Source organism: Vagococcus luciliae (assembly GCF_024637875.1).
In the GTDB taxonomy this organism is placed as follows: Bacteria; Bacillota; Bacilli; order Lactobacillales; family Vagococcaceae; genus Vagococcus; species Vagococcus luciliae.
In genome coordinates this window covers 1,449,635-1,466,879 of the sequence record NZ_CP102451.1, presented here as the reverse complement: position 1 = coordinate 1,466,879, position 17,245 = coordinate 1,449,635, and the positions used below count along the sequence as shown (strand labels likewise).

Sequence of the window (17,245 nt, the reverse complement as noted above, 5' to 3'; positions counted from 1 at the left end):
CATCTCCTATAATTCTTCTACAATAATGTTGTGGTTTGTGTATACACAAATATCTCCTGCAACGTTTAAAGCTGCTTTAGCAATTTCTCCTGCTGTTAAATCATCGCGACCATCTCGTTTTAGCGCTCTAGCTGCTGCTAAAGCATAATTACCACCAGAGCCAATCGCTAAAATGCCATCATCTGGTGCAATGACTTCTCCAGTACCTGAAACAACGAGCATTTCTTTATCATTCATTACAATGAGCATTGCCTCTAATTTTTGCATAGCGCGATCACTACGCCACTGCATGGCAAGTTCAACAGCTGCACGCATCAGGTTACCTTTGTATTGATTTAGTTTTTCTTCAAATTTTCCTTCAAGATTAAACGCATCAGCCACACTACCGGCAAATCCTACGACAACTTCATCGTTATAAATACGTCTAACTTTTCTAGCTGTCCCTTTCATCACGACTGATTCACCCATGGTTACTTGGCCATCGCCAGCCATAGCAAATTTTCCGTCTTTTTCTACTGCACAAATAGTTGTTGAGTGAAATGTTGTATATCCCATAAATAATTCTCCTATTCTAAGCTCTCGGATGAAAATTCCGATAATTTTTTTGTAATGCACTAGTTGTAACGTGCGTATATATTTGAGTAGAAGACAAACTAGAATGTCCTAATAATTCTTGAACCGTTCTCATATCTGCTCCATTATCTAACAAATGTGTGGCAAACGTATGTCTAAAAATATGTGGATGAATATTTGTTGTTAAACTACTTTTTTTAATTAGCTTATCCAATATATATTGCACACCTTTCGCCGTTAATGCTTGTCCATGATGATTAATAAACAACTTTTCATGAGTACATTGATATTTAATCATTAATTCTACCCGAGTTGTTGAGATATAATCAATCAATGCATCCGTGCAAAATGACCCAAAAGGAACGTACCGTTGTTTGCCACCTTTTCCATTAATTAATACAATCCCATTATCTATATCTAAATCATTTAATTCAATTGAAACACATTCTGACACACGAATCCCTGTAGCATACAATAATTCTAGTAACGCTCGGTTTCGTTTGTCTAATAGTGACTGACCTGATACCGAATCGAATAAAATAGCAATTTCCTTTTCATATAAAAAATTTGGTAATTTATTATTCTTTTTTTTCATTTGTATATAACTAAATGGATTATCTTTAATCCACTCATTTTTGATTAAAAATTGATAAAAAGAGCGAAGACTCGAAATTTTCCGACTAATCGTATTACGACTATATTCTTTATCATGAAGATAAGCTAAATATACTCGAGCATCTTGAAACGTGATGTTTAAATAGTCAGAATTTCCTGTTTCTTCCAAAAACTCAAAAAAATGTGTGACATCATCCTCATAGGCGTGTTTTGTTTGTAATGAATAATGTCGCTCATCTACTAGATATCTTAAAAATAACACTAAGTGATCAATCGAAATCAACCCCTTTCATTACAAATTATAAAATTAATGTAACATACAAAAATTTTTTTTACCAATATATTTATATGTTTTAAGTAATTTATACAAATTTTTAAACAAACCATAAAAAAATAGCATGTCAAATGACATACTATTTCTCAAATAATGTTAACGACTCTTTTGTCGCTTCAAGTGCTCGATTAGCAATTTGTGTGTAACGTTCTTTTTTATCACGAATTCTCTCTGGTAACTCTGGGAATAAACCAAAGTTTACATTCATCGGTTGGAAATGTTTCCCAGATGTATGTGTGATATAGTGTGCCATACCACCAATCGCTGTTTCTTGTGGCAGTACAATTGGTTCTTTTCCTTGTGCAAGTCTAGCTGCATTTCGTCCTGCTAAGATACCACTTGCTGCACTTTCAACATAACCTTCTACACCAGTCATTTGACCAGCAAAGAATAACGTTGGTTTCTTACGTGATTGATACGTTGGATCAAGTAATTCCGGTGAATTCATAAACGTATTTCGATGCATCACACCATATCTCACGATTTCTGCGTTCTCTAATCCAGGAATCATTTGAATAATACGTTTTTGTTCGCCCCATTTTAAATGCGTTTGGAATCCAACAATATTATAAAGTGATGCTGCCGCATTATCTTGACGGAGTTGAACAACAGCATATGGACGTTTACCTGTTTTTGGATCTTCCAATCCAACTGGTTTTAATGGACCAAATGTCATCGTTTTTTCACCACGATTTGCCATAACTTCAATTGGCATACACCCTTCAAAGAATTTTTCTTTTTCAAATGATTTTAAAGGAGCAACCTCTGCATTAACTAACGCTTCTCTAAAAGCATAAAATTCTTCTTTTGTCATTGGACAATTAAGATATGCTGCCTCACCTTTGTCATAACGAGATTTCAAATACACTTTATTCATATCAATAGACGACTTTTCTATGATTGGTGCTGCTGCATCATAAAAATATAATCCTTCTGACTCAGTAAATTCTTTGATACTTTCCGCTAAAGGTTCACTTGTTAAAGGACCAGTCGCAATCACTGTAATACCTTCAGTTGGAATTTCAGTAATCTCTTCATGATGAACGGTAATATTTGGATGATTAGATACTTGTTTTGTTACTTCTTCAGAAAAACTTTCTCTATCAACAGCTAACGCACCACCAGCAGGAACTTGTGTTTTATCCGCAGCTGCAATAATAACTGAACCAAATTGTCTCATCTCTTCTTTTAATAAACCAGCAGCATTTGTAATACCATTTGCTCTTAATGAGTTCGTACAAACTAATTCAGCAAATTGATCTGTGTGGTGTGCTGGTGTTTTTTTAATTTTTCTCATTTCATATAAATCAACTTGAGCTCCTGACTCTGCTGCTTGCCATGCTGCTTCACTTCCAGCTAGTCCTGCTCCAATAACCGTTACTCTATTCTCTGTCATTTAGTTACCTCTTTCTCAGTAATTAAGTAGAGGACAAGAGTGAGTTCTCTTGTCCTCCTATGCATTATACACAATTTATAAAAAGAAACCTATCATTATTTTTGCACGTCTTCTTGATAGTCGCAGTTACTGCAAATAATCTGCATACCACCACGAACTTTTTTCTGTACAAGATAGTGACTACACTTAGGACAGTCGCGTCCAATTGGTTTATCCCACGATGTAAATTCACAATCAGGGTATCGGTCGCATCCATAAAAAATACGATTCTTTTTCGTTTTCTTCTCGATGACATCACCTTTTTTACATGTAGGACATGTTACACCAATTTTTTTAACGATTGCTTTTGTGTTGCGACAATCAGGGAAATTACTACAAGCATAAAATTTCCCATATTTACCTAATTTAATCACCATTGGCGAACCACATACTTCACAATCAAATCCTGCTGGCTCATCTTTAATCTGAATTTTTTCCATTTTTTCTTCGGCAGTTGACAATTCTTTTGAAAATGGATGGTAGAATCGACTAATAACATCTACCCATTGTTCTTTGTGTTCTGCAATAGCATCCAAATCTTTTTCCATTCCGGCTGTAAAGGTTGTATCAACAATTTGTGGGAAATACTCACACATAATCGTATTAACAATCTCACCAAGTTCAGTTGGTTCAAAACGTCTAGCGTTTAATTTAACGTAATAACGTCGTTGAATCGTTTCAAGAGTGGGTGCATAGGTTGATGGGCGACCAACACCTTGTTCTTCCAATGTCTTAACAAGTGTTGCTTCACTATATCTAGCTGGCGGTTGAGTAAAATGTTGTTTTGGTTCGATATCAACTGATTTGACAACGTCTCCTACCTCTAAATCAGGCAAGATATTATCTTTTTCTTCTTTTCCTTCATCTTTTCCCTCAACATAAACTTTCATAAATCCTGGGAATTTCACTTTAGAACCATTGGCTATAAAAATGATACCATTTTGCGTTAAATCAACGCGCATCGTATCCATAATTGCTGGTGACATTAAGCTAGCAACCATACGAGACCAAATTAGCGAATACAATTTAAATTGATCTTTATCTAAGTATTCTTTAATTGATTCAGGTGTACGCATCACACTTGATGGACGAATGGCTTCATGGGCATCTTGTGCGCCTTCTGCTTTTTTCGCTGGCTTTTTCTTAGAGTCAAAAAACTCTTGTCCGTATGTCTCAACAATAAAATCATATGCTTCACTTTTAGCTGTATCCGACAGTCTTGTTGAGTCTGTTCTCATGTATGTAATTAAACCAACTGTCCCTTGACCTTTACCAAGTTTAATTCCCTCGTAAAGTTGTTGAGCTACCATCATGGTTTTTCTTGTTCTGAAATTTAGTTTACGCGCAGCTTCTTGTTGCAAACTACTTGTTGTAAATGGATTAGCAGGGTTTCTTTTACGTTCTTTTTTCGTCACTTTAACAACATCATAATCTCGACCAGTTAATTTTTCCGTGATTTGTTTGACATCATTCTCATTCGATAACTTCATCTTTTTCCCATCTACTCCATAGAAATTAGCTGAGAATTTTGCTTTGTTTTTCAAAAACGTCCCTGGAATACTCCAATATTCTTCTGGTTTAAACTGTCTGATTTCTTCTTCACGGTCAATAATCATTTTTAAAGCTACCGATTGTACACGACCAGCACTCAATCCTTTTTTAACTTTCTTCCATAATAGAGGACTAATAGAATACCCAACCAGTCTGTCTAAAATACGTCTTGCTTGTTGTGCATCGACTAAATCAATATTTATTTTTCTAGGTTCTTTAAACGCTTGTTTAACAGCTTCTTTTGTAATTTCGTTAAATACAACACGGTTTTTATCATTTAAATCTAAGTCTAAAATATGAGCTAAATGCCACGCAATCGCTTCCCCTTCACGGTCCGGATCGGCTGCGAGATAAACTTTTTCGGCCTTTTTAGCATATTTCTTTAAATCCTTAATGACAGGGCCTTTTCCTCTAATATTTATATAGTGAGGCTCAAAATTATTTTCAATATCAATACCCATTTTACTTTTAGGCAAATCTCTAATATGCCCAACGCTCGCTACGACTTTATAATTTCTTCCGAGATATTTCTCTATCGTTTTAGCTTTAGCAGGGGATTCCACAATCACTAAATATTTGTAACTCATGCCCCTCTTCCTCTCTTTTTTTACAATTTATACTTCTATATATACCACTTCGGCAATCGTTTATCATATTAGCTATTGATTTCGTATTTGTCAAGGTTTTCTATAATTCTTCTAAAATATCTGAACTTGATTGAACACATTTTGCTCCATCTTTAATAAGCAACAAACAACCTTCTGATTCCTTTATCAATGGATTATTTGGAATAGCAAAAACACTTCTTCCTTCTTCTAATGCTAGTTGAGCTGTAATGAACGTACCACTTCTCTTTTTTGCCTCAACCACAAGTGTTCCCAATGAAAGACCTGCGATGATTCGGTTTCGTTCTGGAAAGTGATAAGGAAGTGGTGATTCATTTGGTAAATATTCTGTTATCACCAATTGATTTTGATACATATACTCTTGCAGTCGCTGATTCTCTTTAGGGTACACTCGATTTAATCCAAAGCCCAATACACCAATTGTGTTTCCCTGTCTTCGAATAGCTAATTTGTGAGCAGATGTATCATTCCCCTTTGCTAATCCACTAACAATTGTTAATTGGTTATTGATTAAATCAGGCATTAATGATTCAATCATCTCTTTTCCAAAGTCAGTCTGTTTCCTTGAACCAATAATGGATAACATAGGTGTTTGCAATAATTCTTTCTTCCCTTTATAAAATAAAGCAACAGGTGGATTATAGATGTATGATAATTGCTCTGGATACTCCTTATCTAAAAAGGTAATCATGCCATACTCTTCCATATATAAAGCCAAATCTTCTTCCGTTATTTTCAGACTTTCATTAAACGTTTCCACAAAAATTGCGTGGTATTTTGGCTTTATTTCTGCAATTTTCAACATTGTTTCAAAGCAATAATCAAATGGATTTGCCATTAAATATGGTAATAGTTTCAACCGACCAATATTTCCAATCCCTTTTGTATGTTTCAGACGAAAAATAAGTAATTGATGCATAAAAAAACTCCCTTGCATTGTTTTTAACAACATACGCAAAAGAGTTCTAATTTAGTTTAACATGCTTTTGATTGGTTCAAATGTTTTTCGATGTATTTTAGTAATTCCTTGATTATCAAGTTGTGCTAAGTGTTCTTTAGTACCATATCCCGCATTTTTTGCAAAGCCGTAACCAGGAAATTCTTTATCAAATTCTACCATCATACGATCTCTTGTGACTTTTGCCATAATACTTGCACTAGCAATTGAAATACTATTGGCATCTCCTTTGATAATACTTTCTTGTGGGATATCAAGAGGTAGCCTCATAGCATCGATTAATAAACAATCTGGTGATACATTTAGTTGATTAACTGCTTCTATCATTGCTAATTTTGTTGCTTCATATATATTGATAGAATCAATGACCTCTTCATTCATGATTCCTATACCAATTGACACAGCTTGTTCTTGAATTTTATCAAAAAATTCTTCACGTTTTTTTAAAGATAACTGCTTAGAATCATTAATGCCAATACCATCAAAATCATCCGGTAATACAACCGCCGCTGCAACTACTGGACCAGCTAAAGGACCACGTCCCACTTCATCAATTCCGACAATAACATTATGTCCTTGTATTCTTGCTTTTTTTTCATAACGAGTCATTGCAATAAATTGTTCTTTTAGTGCTTGTTGCTTTTGTAACCTTTTTTTTGTTTGATCAATAATTTTTTGAACTCCTTTGCGCTCATCTTGTTGATATTGAGCAAATAAGTCATCCTTTTCATCGATAACAAAAGAAAATTTTTCTTTGATAGATTGAATTGTCTCACTCATGAAGCATATCCTCAACTCTATCTAGTGTGTACTTACCCAAACGTCCATCTCGAATTTCTTGAACGATCATGACACTACCTCGCTCATAATCTTCTTGGAATCCTCTTTTTTTGGTAATTAACATCAATTTATCTACTTGATTTAACGTCATGTCTTCATCCGTTAATTTATATCGCTCTTGTAATTGTTCAGGATAAAATTCATTAAAAAATTCTAAACCATATAATGCTAAATCATCCATATGTAATAAAGCATCTTTAATGGCACCTGTTAAGGCTAATTTTTTTCCAATCTCTTTATCTTCAAATTTTGGCCACAAAATTCCTGGGGTATCTAACAACTCTAAGTCTTTTCCCGTTTTTAACCATTGTTGTCCTTTAGTTACTCCAGGCATATTACCTGTTTTCGCCATATTTTTATTCGCTAAGCGATTTAATAGCGTTGACTTCCCAACATTAGGAATCCCAATGCACATCGCACGAACTGGTCTAGGTTTCATCCCGCGAGCTGCTTGTTTAGCAATTTTTTCTGCTAAAATTTCTTTAACTTTTGGTGTAATTTTATTGATTCCTTTTCCTTGATTCGCATTAATAGCTAAACAATGAATCCCTTGAGAAGCAAAATAATCATGCCATCTTTGTGTTTCTTTTACATCTGCTAAATCTGATTTATTCAACAACATCAATCTTGGCTTTTGTTGGATTAACGAATCCAACATAGGATTTCGACTTGAAATAGGCAGCCTTGCATCGACTATCTCTAAAACGATATCCACTAATTTTAATTTTTCTGCAACCTCACGTCTTGCTTTTGCCATATGACCTGGAAACCATTGAATTGTCATACCATTACTCCTTTAGTCTTTAATTATTTTTATATCTTGAATTGGATAATACACTAATCTTGCCTTTCCTATGATTGAATAGGAAGAAATCGTTCCAAAAGAGCGACTATCTTTACTAACACGTCTGTTATCCCCCATAACAAAATACTGATCTTTAGGGATTGTTTTCGTACCGATTAAATCCTTTGAATCAAAATCTGATGTTAACACATATTCATTCTTTTTTTTCTTAATATCTTTTAAAAATGTTTCTTCCACTAAATTATTGTTAATGTATAAACTATCATTTTTATAGACAATGTGATCTCCTGGTAATCCAATAACACGTTTAACATAAGTATTACCATCCGGAGCATGAAACACAATGATATCAAAGCGATTGACTGTAGAAAAATTTTCAACTACGACAAAATCATGCTCTTTCAACGTAGGAGACATAGAATTTCCTGTCACCTCTAATGGAACAAATATAAACGCTCGCATGATAAAAATAATCACCGTACATAGTACAAACATTTTAATCCAATGCCACAGTGTTTCAACAATCTTTTTCTCCATACGTCACCTACTCTCCAGATACTATGATATAAAAAAATCCTTTAAAATACCACATAAATTCGTTATCTTTCCTGTTTCCTTAAAAAAAGACTAGTTTTCACTAGTCTTTTTTTAACGTTTCAATCGCTTTTTCATATTGAACATCATGATTTTTCCAATAATCTACAATTTGTTTTTCTAATTCTCTAACAGTTTTTTCATCCGCTGTACCTGTTACTTCCAATTTATTTTTTTCTTGGAAACTTTTTACAGCTTGTTCTGTTTTTTCATTATAAGTGTCGCTATCATCTACATCATAGCCTAATATTTTTAAATATTCGTTGATTATTTTCACATTCTCATTTATTGAGCCTAACTGATAAGTAAGAGATGTATCAATTAATTTATGTTGAATATAAGATGGTTTCTCCACTTTTATCGTTGGTTCAACCCCTTTTTTATTAATCCATTTTCCACTTGGTGTTAACCATTTTTTGATAGTTAGTTTTATTTCTGCACCATCATTCATTGGAATAACTGTTTGAACGGTTCCTTTACCAAATGTTTTCGTTCCAACCACATCAATGTTAGCTGAATCAATAAATGCTCCTGCTAATATTTCAGACGCACTGGCACTATTTTCATCGACTAATAGAACAGTTGGCTCAGTAATTTTGTCGCCACCATCAAGTTTTTTACTAGCTTTATGCTCTTCATCATCTTCTAATTTACTTTCAAACTTTACAATCGTTTGGCCATCTTTTAAAAAGCGACTACTAATTTTTTCGACTTGATCTAGCATACCACCAGGGTTTCCACGAACATCAAGAACAAATGATTTAGCTCCTTCTTTTCGAAGTTGCGTCACCACTTTATCAAACTCTTCTGAGGTTGATGAGCTGAAACTACTAATAGAAATATACCCTATATCTTTATTTTTTTCATCTATTTTTCCAGTAACAGATTCAACTGGAATAACATCTCTTGTAATGGTTACAGGAAACGTTTCTGTTCCACGTTTAATTTCTAATTTAACATCTGTGCCTTTTTCTCCACGAACCAATTTCACTACATCACTCAAGCTCTTCCCTTCAATACTTTTATCATCTACTTTTAAAATAGTATCACCTGTTTGAAGTTTAGCTTTTTCTGCTGGGGAATCTTTAATTGGAGGCTCTGCAACAGTGGGGAGATCATTTGTCATGCTCATCACAGCACCAATTCCTTCAAAATTTCCATTGATGTCTTCTTCAAAACCTTTTGCTTCTTCAGCCGTAAAATACGTTGAATACGGGTCATCAATTGCTGCTACCATACCCTTCATAGCTCCTTCATAGAGCTTCTTAGAATCAACATCTTTTATGTAGCCTTGTTGAATAAGAGTTGCCAAATCAGCAATATTATCCAAATTATCTTGTGTTGAAGCTGTTTGAGCTTTTCCTTTAGATTCATAAACAAAAACAGTTCCTCCAATAGCCAGAATCGCGATAATGACACTCGTTATAATATATTTGGTCAAAGAAACGGTTTTTTTATTAGTATTATTATCTTTCATATTAGCATACACTTCCTTTATCTAGTAACTTCTTGATACATCTCCCATAATTCATCAAATACATCCATATTTGGAACATAGTAAGTATTGGTTTCCAAATAATCAGAAATGGCATGATAATCCGTTTCTTGTTTTGGAAACTGGATGTCATCAAAAATATCTTCTGCTAATTTTGAAATCGCATCTTGTTCTAATTTTCCTCTGTGTACTTGAATGTAATGATAAAAACTCATAAATTAACTCCTTTATTTCTTATTATCTGATAAATATAAGTTAAATCTTATTTGATCATTAACTAAATTAATTTGTTCTGCTTTTACACGCATTCCATTGGCTAATTTCATTTGTTGTAAATGAAGTGTAATGTACTGTTCATCTGGATTAATTTCAATCCACTTAGGAAAATCAACCGAATGAGAAATATAGCTAATCATTGCAGGTATTGGAACACTTAATGTCCCAACAGTTAAATCCTTTGCCTTTAGTTGAACATCTCCATTAGCTAACACAAAGGGCTCAAAATACAAATAGAAGTGAGTATCATGTCCCAGTAATGAAAATGTCCCATCAATCAATGCATCTTTATCTAAATGGAATGTATAGTCAACACCTGAGCTATCAAATAAATCTTTAATATAATAATTAATTGCTCGACTAACTTGATCCTTTGTCATGGAGACTTCCAAGATAGGATCTTTTAAATCAACAGTTGTCTCATTTTTAGAATCATATGTCATTCTTGGTGTACTAATACGATACCCCACTACAATCACTAATGATAAAAGAATTGCGATTAAAGTAATAAAAGCCACTTTCCAAGGATTTTTAAAAAACTGTTTAACGTCTCTTTTTTCTTGGTTATTTTTTTCTGTATCACTCATTAAATTCATCTCCTACTTAAGCCACTTATCTTTTGTCGACGCCATTTTAAGTTCAAATGCATTAGCAATAATTTGATACCCTAAATTATTCGGATGAAAGGTATCTTCAGATGAAATCAAATCATTAATCGATGCACTATTATTAGATTTAATGGTTTCTTTTTCCTCATCTGTTTTCGAAATTTCTGGAATACCTTGGTAAATATCATCGTTAATTGGGACAAAATAGGCATTGGATTGTTTTTGAACAAATTCTTGTGAACTTTTATTCCAATAGTCTACTATTTCTTGTAACTCTGTAATATCAGAAAAATTTAAATAAAATGGATTATATATCCCTAATTGATAAATAGGAGCATCAGGATTTAATACTCTTATTTCAGCATACAGATTGTCCAATCTGTCGTAATATTTTTCTTTAGAACTATCCATTTTATTAACAGTCACTTTACTAAATAATTTTGGTTGAAGAGCTTGTAATAAATCATTTCCTCCAACTGTTAGTAGTATAGCATTGGCATTTTTCACAGACTTTTGCATGTCTTCATTTTTCTTTAATCTCTTCAATACTTGATCACTTCGATCACCTGATTTACCAAAATTTTCAGCTTGAAATACATCAACTGGATATGTATCAGACAAATCTTTTTGTAATAATGGCAAGTACCCACCAGCATTCGTTGTGTCCCCTACCCCTTCAGTCAGTGAATCACCAATAGCACTTAAACGAATCATTTCTATTTTATTTGTCGAAGATGTTGTTTCTCCACTCAAATGAATATTATCAGCTTTTGGAATAAATAATAGGCCAATCATGCTACAAATAATAACTATTACAGTAAAAAATAGGACATATTTCATGTGATATGTAATTTTTTTCATTAAAATCCCTCATTTAAAAAAGCAGACCGTTTAGATCTGCTATCTTTGTTTTTTAATCTGTATAAAACATTACGGCAAATGCACCTTTTCCTGTATGTGTTGCTACAAGAGGAGTCGTGTGCACAATTGGTATGTTTAAATCAGGTAACGCACCTTTTAAAATAGTTTTCATTTCTTCACAAATTTCGGCACCTGCGGCTTCAGACATACCTAGGTAGCCTACTGATAAATGAGCTATTTTCTTTTCTAACTCTTTAGCCCATTTAATAAATGTTTTATTTCCTCGACCTTTAGTAACCATTTCTAGTTCTCCATTTTTTAACTGCATTAATAACTTCATATTAAAAAAACCAGAAACCGCACCAACTAATTTACCAATTCGACCACCTTTAACAAGGTTTTCTAGAGTAGCAACCCCAATATATAGTTGAGTATTATTTTTTACATGCTCAACAGCTGAAACAATCTCTTCTACCGTATATTTTTCTTCTTTAGCCATTTTAGCTGCCTGATAAACTTGGAATCCTAGACCCTGATCAATATAATCACTATCAATGACTGTCACATTTGATTTTGATAACTGAGCAGCTTGTCTAGCAGTATTAACAGTCCCGCTTAATTTTTCTGTTAAATGGATTGAAATAATTTTACTACCATCTTCACCTAATTGGTCATAAAGTTCTACAAATTCCCCAATGGGTGGTTGACTAGTTTTTGGTAATGTTTTTGAATTAGACATCATCGTCATAAACTCAAAAGGATCCAACTCATTTTGATTGGCATAAATGACACCGTCAATCATTATGGATAAACTTATGGTGTGTATATCAATCTGTTTTAGTCTCTCTTCTGGAATAATACAAGATGAGTCCGTCACTATTTTAATTTTTGTCATCATCAAACCTCTTTCAAAACCAACAATATTCATGTACAATTTAATTAATCTTTCTGTTTATTTAGTATAACAGAAAAAAAAATATTTTTCACTAAAAAACGAAAGGACGTATACATCATGCACAATCCAACTTATTCAAAAAAATATCTTATTGTAAATGAAGTCTTCAATGCTATTACTCATGGTATTGGAACCGGATTAAGCATTGCCGGTTTAGTACTACTCATTATTAAAGGATCCCAATTGCACTCGCCTATTCGTATTGTTTCCTACTCAATATTTGGCGCTTCGATGATTCTTTTATTTTTATTTTCTACCTTATTTCATAGTTTAATTTTTACTAAAGCTAGAAAAGTTTTTCAAGTATTTGATCACAGTTCTATTTATTTACTCATTGCTGGTAGTTATACACCCTATAGTTTAGTCACAATCGGGGGAAAATTAGGTTGGACTATGTTTATTATCATTTGGTTGCTTGCTATTTCAGGAATTGTGTACAAATCCATTTTTCTTCAAAAAAGAGGAAAAGCTGATTATTTTCTCTATATATTGATGGGTTGGTTATGCGTCATTGCGATAAAACCATTATACGAAGGGCTTGGTTTTAACGGTTTACTTTTATTAGTACTGGGTGGGGTATCTTATACAGCTGGAACTTTTTTCTATAGTAGACAACATTTAAAATATATGCATGTTATTTGGCACTTATTTGTATTAGCTGGAGCGGTCTTTATTTTCTTTTCAGTTTATCTTTATACATAAAAAAGTCATTGCTTGAATCAAGCAATGACTTTTTTTATTTTGTTGATTGTTTTTTTATCAATCCATAAGGTAAGACGATATCTTTTTCATCAATTTCTTCTTTATTCATTAGTTTAGTCAACAAACGCATTGATACAGCTCCAATATCGTATAATGGTTGAGAAATACTTGTCACACTTGGTCGCGCAATGTCAGAAAATAATGAATTATTACTTGTAATAATTTCAAACTCTTCCGGTACTTTTACACCATTATCAGTTAGACTATTTAACAACCCAACAGCTAACTCATCATCTGCGACAACTGCTGCTGTTGCACCACTATTAATAACGCGATCGTGCAAAGCAAGACCAGCTTTGTAATTATATTCTGCTTCAAATACTAATCCTTCATTAAAATCTAGATTATTTTCTTTTAGAGCCTCTTTATAACCTTTCAAACGTTGAATACCATTTATAGGATCTAATAAAGAACCTGAAATAAACGCTACTTTTTTATTTCCTGATTTAATCAATTGGTTTGTTGCATCTTTTGTCGCCGCTTCATAATCAATGTTTACTGAACCCACTTGATTATCTGGATCGATTGATCCTGCTAACACAACTGGTGTTTTAGAACGAGAAAACTCCCCTCTAATTTGTTCAGTTAAATGATGTCCCATAAAAATAATACCATCTACTTGTTTGGCAAGTAATGTATTTAATACATTTACTTCTTTCACATCGTTTCCATCAGAGTTTGCTAAGATAATATTATATTTATACATTGTTGCCACATCATCAATTCCTCGAGCTAACGAAGCAAAATAAGCATTACTTACGTCTGGAATAATCACTCCAACTGTTGTTGTTTTTTTACTTGCTAACCCTCTTGCCACTGCATTTGGACGATAATCCAATCTTTCGATTACCTCTAATACTTTTTTTCTAGTGGCAGGCTTTACGTTTGGGTTTCCATTAACAACACGTGATACAGTTGCCATAGAAACTGCTGCTTCCCTTGCAACATCATAAATTGTAATAGTCTGTTTTTCCATATTATGTTCTCCTTTAATTCATTATACTGTCAATTGTAAGTCACACATAGATTATCAGAAAAACATTGATTTTGCAAGCGTTTTATAGATGTTTTCATGAAAATGTGTGAAATTTACAAAAAACTATAGGAATATAAACCATTATTTAAAGAATCAAAATTGAAATAAAAAACCTTTTAATGCAAAATAAATAAAGATAGTTTTTTGCACCAAAAGGTTTACCTATTATTTTTTAATATGTGCTCTATTAATCATCTAAGCTACTTAAATAATTATAAACTTCTTGTCCAGCGATACTACCATCTCCAACAGCTGTCGCAATTTGTCTCAAAACGGTTTCTCTAACATCTCCAATTGCGTAAATACCTGGAATGTTAGTTGCCATATGATTGTCTGTTTCAATCCATCCATGAGCATTTGTAATACCTAAATCTTTAACAAAATTAGTCAACGGATCTAATCCAATATAAATAAATACACCATCCGCTAATAAGTCTTCTACTTCACCTGTTTTAGTATCCTCTAATTTAATTGATTGCACACTCATATCATTTCCGTTTATCTCAATTGGAACTTTATTCCACATAAATTCAATTTTTTCATTTTTAAATGCACGATCTTGTAGTATTTTTTGCGCTCTTAATTCATCTCTTCTATGAACAATGGTTACTTTACTTGCAAACTGAGTTAAGTACATGCCTTCTTCAATCGCTGAGTCTCCTCCTCCAATCACTACTAAATGACGGTCTCTAAAGAATGCCCCATCACAAACTGCGCAATAAGACACACCCCGTCCAGCGTATTTTTCTTCACCAGGGATATTGATTTTACGATGTTCACTTCCTGAAGCGATAATCACTGTTTTACCTTCATACGTTTCATCATCACAAACTACTTTTTTAATAGCTCCATGGTCTTCAATGCTAACAACATTTCCATAGACATGTTCTGCGCCAAAGTTAGTAGAATTTTCATACATTTTAAGGGCTAAATCAGGACCGGAAATAAGATTAAATCCAGGATAATTTTCTACCTCATCTGTATTCATTAGCTGTCCACCTGGTGCACCTCGTTCGATTACTAATACAGATAATCCAGAACGAGAAGCATATAAAGCTGATGTCATCCCTCCAGGTCCTGCCCCTATAATAATTACATCATACATAATTAATACCCCCTATAGTTTTCTACTCATACTTTAACCTTTTCTATTTTTATTGTCTATTGATTCGTCTTGACTATCAAAAATAACAATATAAAATTTTCTAAATTTAAACATAAGTAAGAAAAAAGATTAAAAATTCATTTAATTTCATTATTACTATATACTATTATCAATAAAAGTGGTAGCTTATTAAAAGTATGGACTTAAAATTTTTAATTAATATAACTAAATAAAGGATAAGATGACGGCATGAAACGACAAGAATATCAACAACAAAATAATTTTAACTACGCGTTATTATTGCCAATATTTTTAATGCTTATTTTGAGTGTTTGGCTACAATATTGGGTCGCGTACTATGACCAAAACGATCCCACTAAACAAGCTTTAAAACAATTAACTTTTGTATTATTAGGAACAGCTTTAATGTTTGGAGTGAAATATATCAAACGTGATATCATTTGGAAAGCTGTCCCATGGTTTTATGTTTTCTCATTATTATTGATGGGGTCTTTATATTTTTTTTATGATCCTCACATGTACGAGTTAACCAACACAAAACGTTGGTTAGACATTTTTGGCTTTCAATTTCAACCATCTGAAATTGCTAAAACAGCTTACATTCTCTTTATATCTAAAGAACTTGTAAAATACAATAAGAGAGTACCTGAAAAAGATATTCATACTGATTTGGATATGGTAAAAAAATTAGCCTTGTATTCTCTCCCTTTATTCTTTTTAATGTTTGTGCAAAAGGATTTTGGAACAAGTTTAGTATTCATTTGTGTTCTTGGCGCACTTATTGTGGCATCAGGTATTAACTGGCGAATTGTGGCTGTTCTGGGTGGTATTGCTACTGTTTTAGGTGGAACACTTATTTTCTTGGTGTTTACTGATTTTGGTCAATCAATACTTTCCTCTCTACATTTTAAAGAATACCAATTAAATCGCATTAGAGCTTGGGTTAATCCTTTTGAGTATGCAACCTCTATTGCTTACCAGCAAGTTCAAGGACTCTTAGCTATTGGGTCTGGTGGATTGTTTGGGACTGGAACAACCGGGGTACAAGTTTATGTGCCAGTTAGAGAGTCTGACATGATTTTCACTTTTGTAGGTGAAGCATATGGCTTTGTCGGTGCAACAGCTGTCATTTTACTTTACTTTTATCTATTTTTCCAAATTTTCTATACCGGCATTAAAAGTAATTCTACCTTTAATATTTACATCTGTGTTGGAATAGTCTTTATGTTGGTTTTCCAAACATTCGAAAACATCGGAGCCTCAATTGGTTTGTTACCATTAACAGGTATTCCTCTTCCTTTCTTAAGTCAAGGAGGAACAGCTTTAATTTCAACGATGTTAGCTCTTGGTTTAATTTTTGGAATGGATTCTAAAGCATAAAAAACAATCAAATGCCGTCATGTGCATTTGATTGTTTTTTTATAAGTAAATGTCTTTTTCAGCCAAGTTATCTAAACATTCTTTTAAATAGTCATCATGATGTTCTGGATAAATTGGAGTTTCTATCGGTATCTCTGGTAACTCTGTATAAGCATCGATTGCTTTCCCCCTATATAAAGGATTTTTCCAAAGTGTATCAGGTTTATAACCTCTGTTTTCCATCTCGTTCATAATCAACCAATGGTATTGCACTAATTTATACGGACTATGATCAAACACATAATTAACAGTTGAATGTGGTTTTCCCCACCCTTTACCTCTTAGCGCACAACACTCTCTATGCTGACCTAGTAGTTGTTGCCTTGGTAACTTAGGTATTAATACTTCATGCCATAATCTCATGTTTACTCTCCTA

General features: G+C 33.2%; 18 protein-coding genes. 2 read left to right on the top strand and 16 right to left on the bottom strand.

Going from position 1 to position 17,245, the window contains the following annotated elements:
- Nucleotides 1–6: 6 nt before the first annotated feature.
- From hslV to G314FT_RS07095, 13 genes are all read right to left on the bottom strand, one after another.
- A complete protein-coding gene (hslV, locus tag G314FT_RS07155; protein ID WP_257699946.1) occupies nucleotides 7–555 on the bottom strand; it encodes an ATP-dependent protease subunit HslV in 549 nt (182 codons plus the stop codon).
- Between the two features lie 16 nt (nucleotides 556–571).
- Nucleotides 572–1,450: a tyrosine recombinase XerC gene (gene xerC, locus G314FT_RS07150; RefSeq protein ID WP_257699944.1), complete on the bottom strand. Its 879-nt coding sequence runs from the start codon at nucleotides 1,448–1,450 to the stop codon at nucleotides 572–574.
- A 151-nt stretch (nucleotides 1,451–1,601) separates the two neighbouring features.
- On the bottom strand, nucleotides 1,602–2,918 hold the full coding sequence (gene trmFO / locus G314FT_RS07145) for a methylenetetrahydrofolate--tRNA-(uracil(54)-C(5))-methyltransferase (FADH(2)-oxidizing) TrmFO (RefSeq protein ID WP_257699943.1): 1,317 nt from the start codon (nucleotides 2,916–2,918) through the stop codon (nucleotides 1,602–1,604).
- A 95-nt stretch (nucleotides 2,919–3,013) separates the two neighbouring features.
- Nucleotides 3,014–5,095 carry a type I DNA topoisomerase gene (gene topA / locus G314FT_RS07140; RefSeq protein WP_257699942.1) on the bottom strand — a complete coding sequence of 694 codons (2,082 nt, stop codon included), beginning with the start codon at nucleotides 5,093–5,095 and terminating at the stop codon, nucleotides 3,014–3,016.
- Between the two features lie 100 nt (nucleotides 5,096–5,195).
- Entirely contained in the window at nucleotides 5,196–6,053 is an 858-nt protein-coding gene (gene dprA, locus G314FT_RS07135; protein WP_257699934.1) for a DNA-processing protein DprA, read from the bottom strand.
- 51 nt (nucleotides 6,054–6,104) lie between these two features.
- On the bottom strand, nucleotides 6,105–6,872 hold the full coding sequence (locus G314FT_RS07130; protein ID WP_257699927.1) for a ribonuclease HII: 768 nt from the start codon (nucleotides 6,870–6,872) through the stop codon (nucleotides 6,105–6,107).
- Nucleotides 6,865–7,716, bottom strand: coding sequence for a ribosome biogenesis GTPase YlqF (gene ylqF, locus G314FT_RS07125; RefSeq protein ID WP_125955862.1), 852 nt, complete (start codon nucleotides 7,714–7,716; stop codon nucleotides 6,865–6,867). Before ylqF ends, G314FT_RS07130 begins: the two co-directional genes overlap by 8 nt.
- Nucleotides 7,717–7,728: 12 nt before the next feature.
- On the bottom strand, nucleotides 7,729–8,274 hold the full coding sequence (gene lepB / locus G314FT_RS07120; RefSeq protein WP_257699925.1) for a signal peptidase I: 546 nt from the start codon (nucleotides 8,272–8,274) through the stop codon (nucleotides 7,729–7,731).
- A 100-nt stretch (nucleotides 8,275–8,374) separates the two neighbouring features.
- Nucleotides 8,375–9,808 carry a S41 family peptidase gene (locus tag G314FT_RS07115; RefSeq protein WP_257699923.1) on the bottom strand — a complete coding sequence of 478 codons (1,434 nt, stop codon included), beginning with the start codon at nucleotides 9,806–9,808 and terminating at the stop codon, nucleotides 8,375–8,377.
- A gap of 17 nt (nucleotides 9,809–9,825) precedes the next feature.
- Complete coding sequence (locus G314FT_RS07110; RefSeq protein ID WP_257699922.1) at nucleotides 9,826–10,041, bottom strand: YozE family protein; 216 nt, start codon at nucleotides 10,039–10,041, stop codon at nucleotides 9,826–9,828.
- Between the two features lie 12 nt (nucleotides 10,042–10,053).
- Nucleotides 10,054–10,689 carry a YpmS family protein gene (locus G314FT_RS07105; RefSeq protein WP_257699920.1) on the bottom strand — a complete coding sequence of 212 codons (636 nt, stop codon included), beginning with the start codon at nucleotides 10,687–10,689 and terminating at the stop codon, nucleotides 10,054–10,056.
- Between the two features lie 12 nt (nucleotides 10,690–10,701).
- Nucleotides 10,702–11,571, bottom strand: a complete 870-nt coding sequence (locus G314FT_RS07100; RefSeq protein ID WP_257699918.1) for an SGNH/GDSL hydrolase family protein — start codon at nucleotides 11,569–11,571, stop codon at nucleotides 10,702–10,704.
- A gap of 52 nt (nucleotides 11,572–11,623) precedes the next feature.
- Nucleotides 11,624–12,466, bottom strand: coding sequence for a DegV family protein (locus G314FT_RS07095; RefSeq protein WP_257699917.1), 843 nt, complete (start codon nucleotides 12,464–12,466; stop codon nucleotides 11,624–11,626).
- Nucleotides 12,467–12,583: 117 nt separating this feature from the next.
- Between G314FT_RS07095 and trhA the strand changes: the two genes are divergently transcribed.
- Nucleotides 12,584–13,228, top strand: coding sequence for a PAQR family membrane homeostasis protein TrhA (gene trhA / locus G314FT_RS07090; protein WP_257699916.1), 645 nt, complete (start codon nucleotides 12,584–12,586; stop codon nucleotides 13,226–13,228).
- 34 nt (nucleotides 13,229–13,262) lie between these two features.
- Here trhA and ccpA read toward each other — a convergent pair whose 3' ends face one another.
- Entirely contained in the window at nucleotides 13,263–14,264 is a 1,002-nt protein-coding gene (ccpA, locus tag G314FT_RS07085; protein ID WP_257699915.1) for a catabolite control protein A, read from the bottom strand.
- 247 nt (nucleotides 14,265–14,511) lie between these two features.
- Nucleotides 14,512–15,429, bottom strand: coding sequence for a thioredoxin-disulfide reductase (gene trxB, locus G314FT_RS07080; RefSeq protein ID WP_257699914.1), 918 nt, complete (start codon nucleotides 15,427–15,429; stop codon nucleotides 14,512–14,514).
- Nucleotides 15,430–15,678: 249 nt separating this feature from the next.
- Here trxB and G314FT_RS07075 point away from each other — a divergent pair, with 249 nt between their 5' ends.
- The gene (locus tag G314FT_RS07075; RefSeq protein ID WP_257699912.1) at nucleotides 15,679–16,830 is read left to right on the top strand and encodes an FtsW/RodA/SpoVE family cell cycle protein; all 1,152 of its coding nucleotides are present in this window, start codon (nucleotides 15,679–15,681) and stop codon (nucleotides 16,828–16,830) included.
- Nucleotides 16,831–16,869: 39 nt separating this feature from the next.
- Here G314FT_RS07075 and G314FT_RS07070 read toward each other — a convergent pair whose 3' ends face one another.
- Nucleotides 16,870–17,232 (bottom strand): TIGR02328 family protein, encoded by a 363-nt coding sequence (locus tag G314FT_RS07070; RefSeq protein ID WP_257699910.1) that lies wholly within the window; start codon nucleotides 17,230–17,232, stop codon nucleotides 16,870–16,872.
- Nucleotides 17,233–17,245 lie beyond the last annotated feature (13 nt).

Excerpts from the sequence above, each read along its gene's own strand:
- ccpA (WP_257699915.1), bottom strand. The coding sequence starts at position 14,264 with ATGGAAAAACAGACTATTACAATTTATGATGTTGCAAGGGAAGCAGCA.
- G314FT_RS07095 (WP_257699917.1), bottom strand. The coding sequence starts at position 12,466 with ATGACAAAAATTAAAATAGTGACGGACTCATCTTGTATTATTCCAGAA.
- G314FT_RS07100 (WP_257699918.1), bottom strand. The coding sequence starts at position 11,571 with ATGAAAAAAATTACATATCACATGAAATATGTCCTATTTTTTACTGTA.
- trxB (WP_257699914.1), bottom strand. The coding sequence starts at position 15,429 with ATGTATGATGTAATTATTATAGGGGCAGGACCTGGAGGGATGACATCA.
- G314FT_RS07130 (WP_257699927.1), bottom strand. The coding sequence starts at position 6,872 with ATGAGTGAGACAATTCAATCTATCAAAGAAAAATTTTCTTTTGTTATC.
- G314FT_RS07105 (WP_257699920.1), bottom strand. The coding sequence starts at position 10,689 with ATGAGTGATACAGAAAAAAATAACCAAGAAAAAAGAGACGTTAAACAG.
- lepB (WP_257699925.1), bottom strand. The coding sequence starts at position 8,274 with ATGGAGAAAAAGATTGTTGAAACACTGTGGCATTGGATTAAAATGTTT.
- G314FT_RS07070 (WP_257699910.1), bottom strand. The coding sequence starts at position 17,232 with ATGAGATTATGGCATGAAGTATTAATACCTAAGTTACCAAGGCAACAA.
- topA (WP_257699942.1), bottom strand. The coding sequence starts at position 5,095 with ATGAGTTACAAATATTTAGTGATTGTGGAATCCCCTGCTAAAGCTAAA.
- G314FT_RS07075 (WP_257699912.1), top strand. The coding sequence starts at position 15,679 with ATGAAACGACAAGAATATCAACAACAAAATAATTTTAACTACGCGTTA.
- G314FT_RS07110 (WP_257699922.1), bottom strand. The coding sequence starts at position 10,041 with ATGAGTTTTTATCATTACATTCAAGTACACAGAGGAAAATTAGAACAA.
- trhA (WP_257699916.1), top strand. The coding sequence starts at position 12,584 with ATGCACAATCCAACTTATTCAAAAAAATATCTTATTGTAAATGAAGTC.
- G314FT_RS07115 (WP_257699923.1), bottom strand. The coding sequence starts at position 9,808 with ATGAAAGATAATAATACTAATAAAAAAACCGTTTCTTTGACCAAATAT.
- trmFO (WP_257699943.1), bottom strand. The coding sequence starts at position 2,918 with ATGACAGAGAATAGAGTAACGGTTATTGGAGCAGGACTAGCTGGAAGT.
- dprA (WP_257699934.1), bottom strand. The coding sequence starts at position 6,053 with ATGCATCAATTACTTATTTTTCGTCTGAAACATACAAAAGGGATTGGA.
- ylqF (WP_125955862.1), bottom strand. The coding sequence starts at position 7,716 with ATGACAATTCAATGGTTTCCAGGTCATATGGCAAAAGCAAGACGTGAG.
- hslV (WP_257699946.1), bottom strand. The coding sequence starts at position 555 with ATGGGATATACAACATTTCACTCAACAACTATTTGTGCAGTAGAAAAA.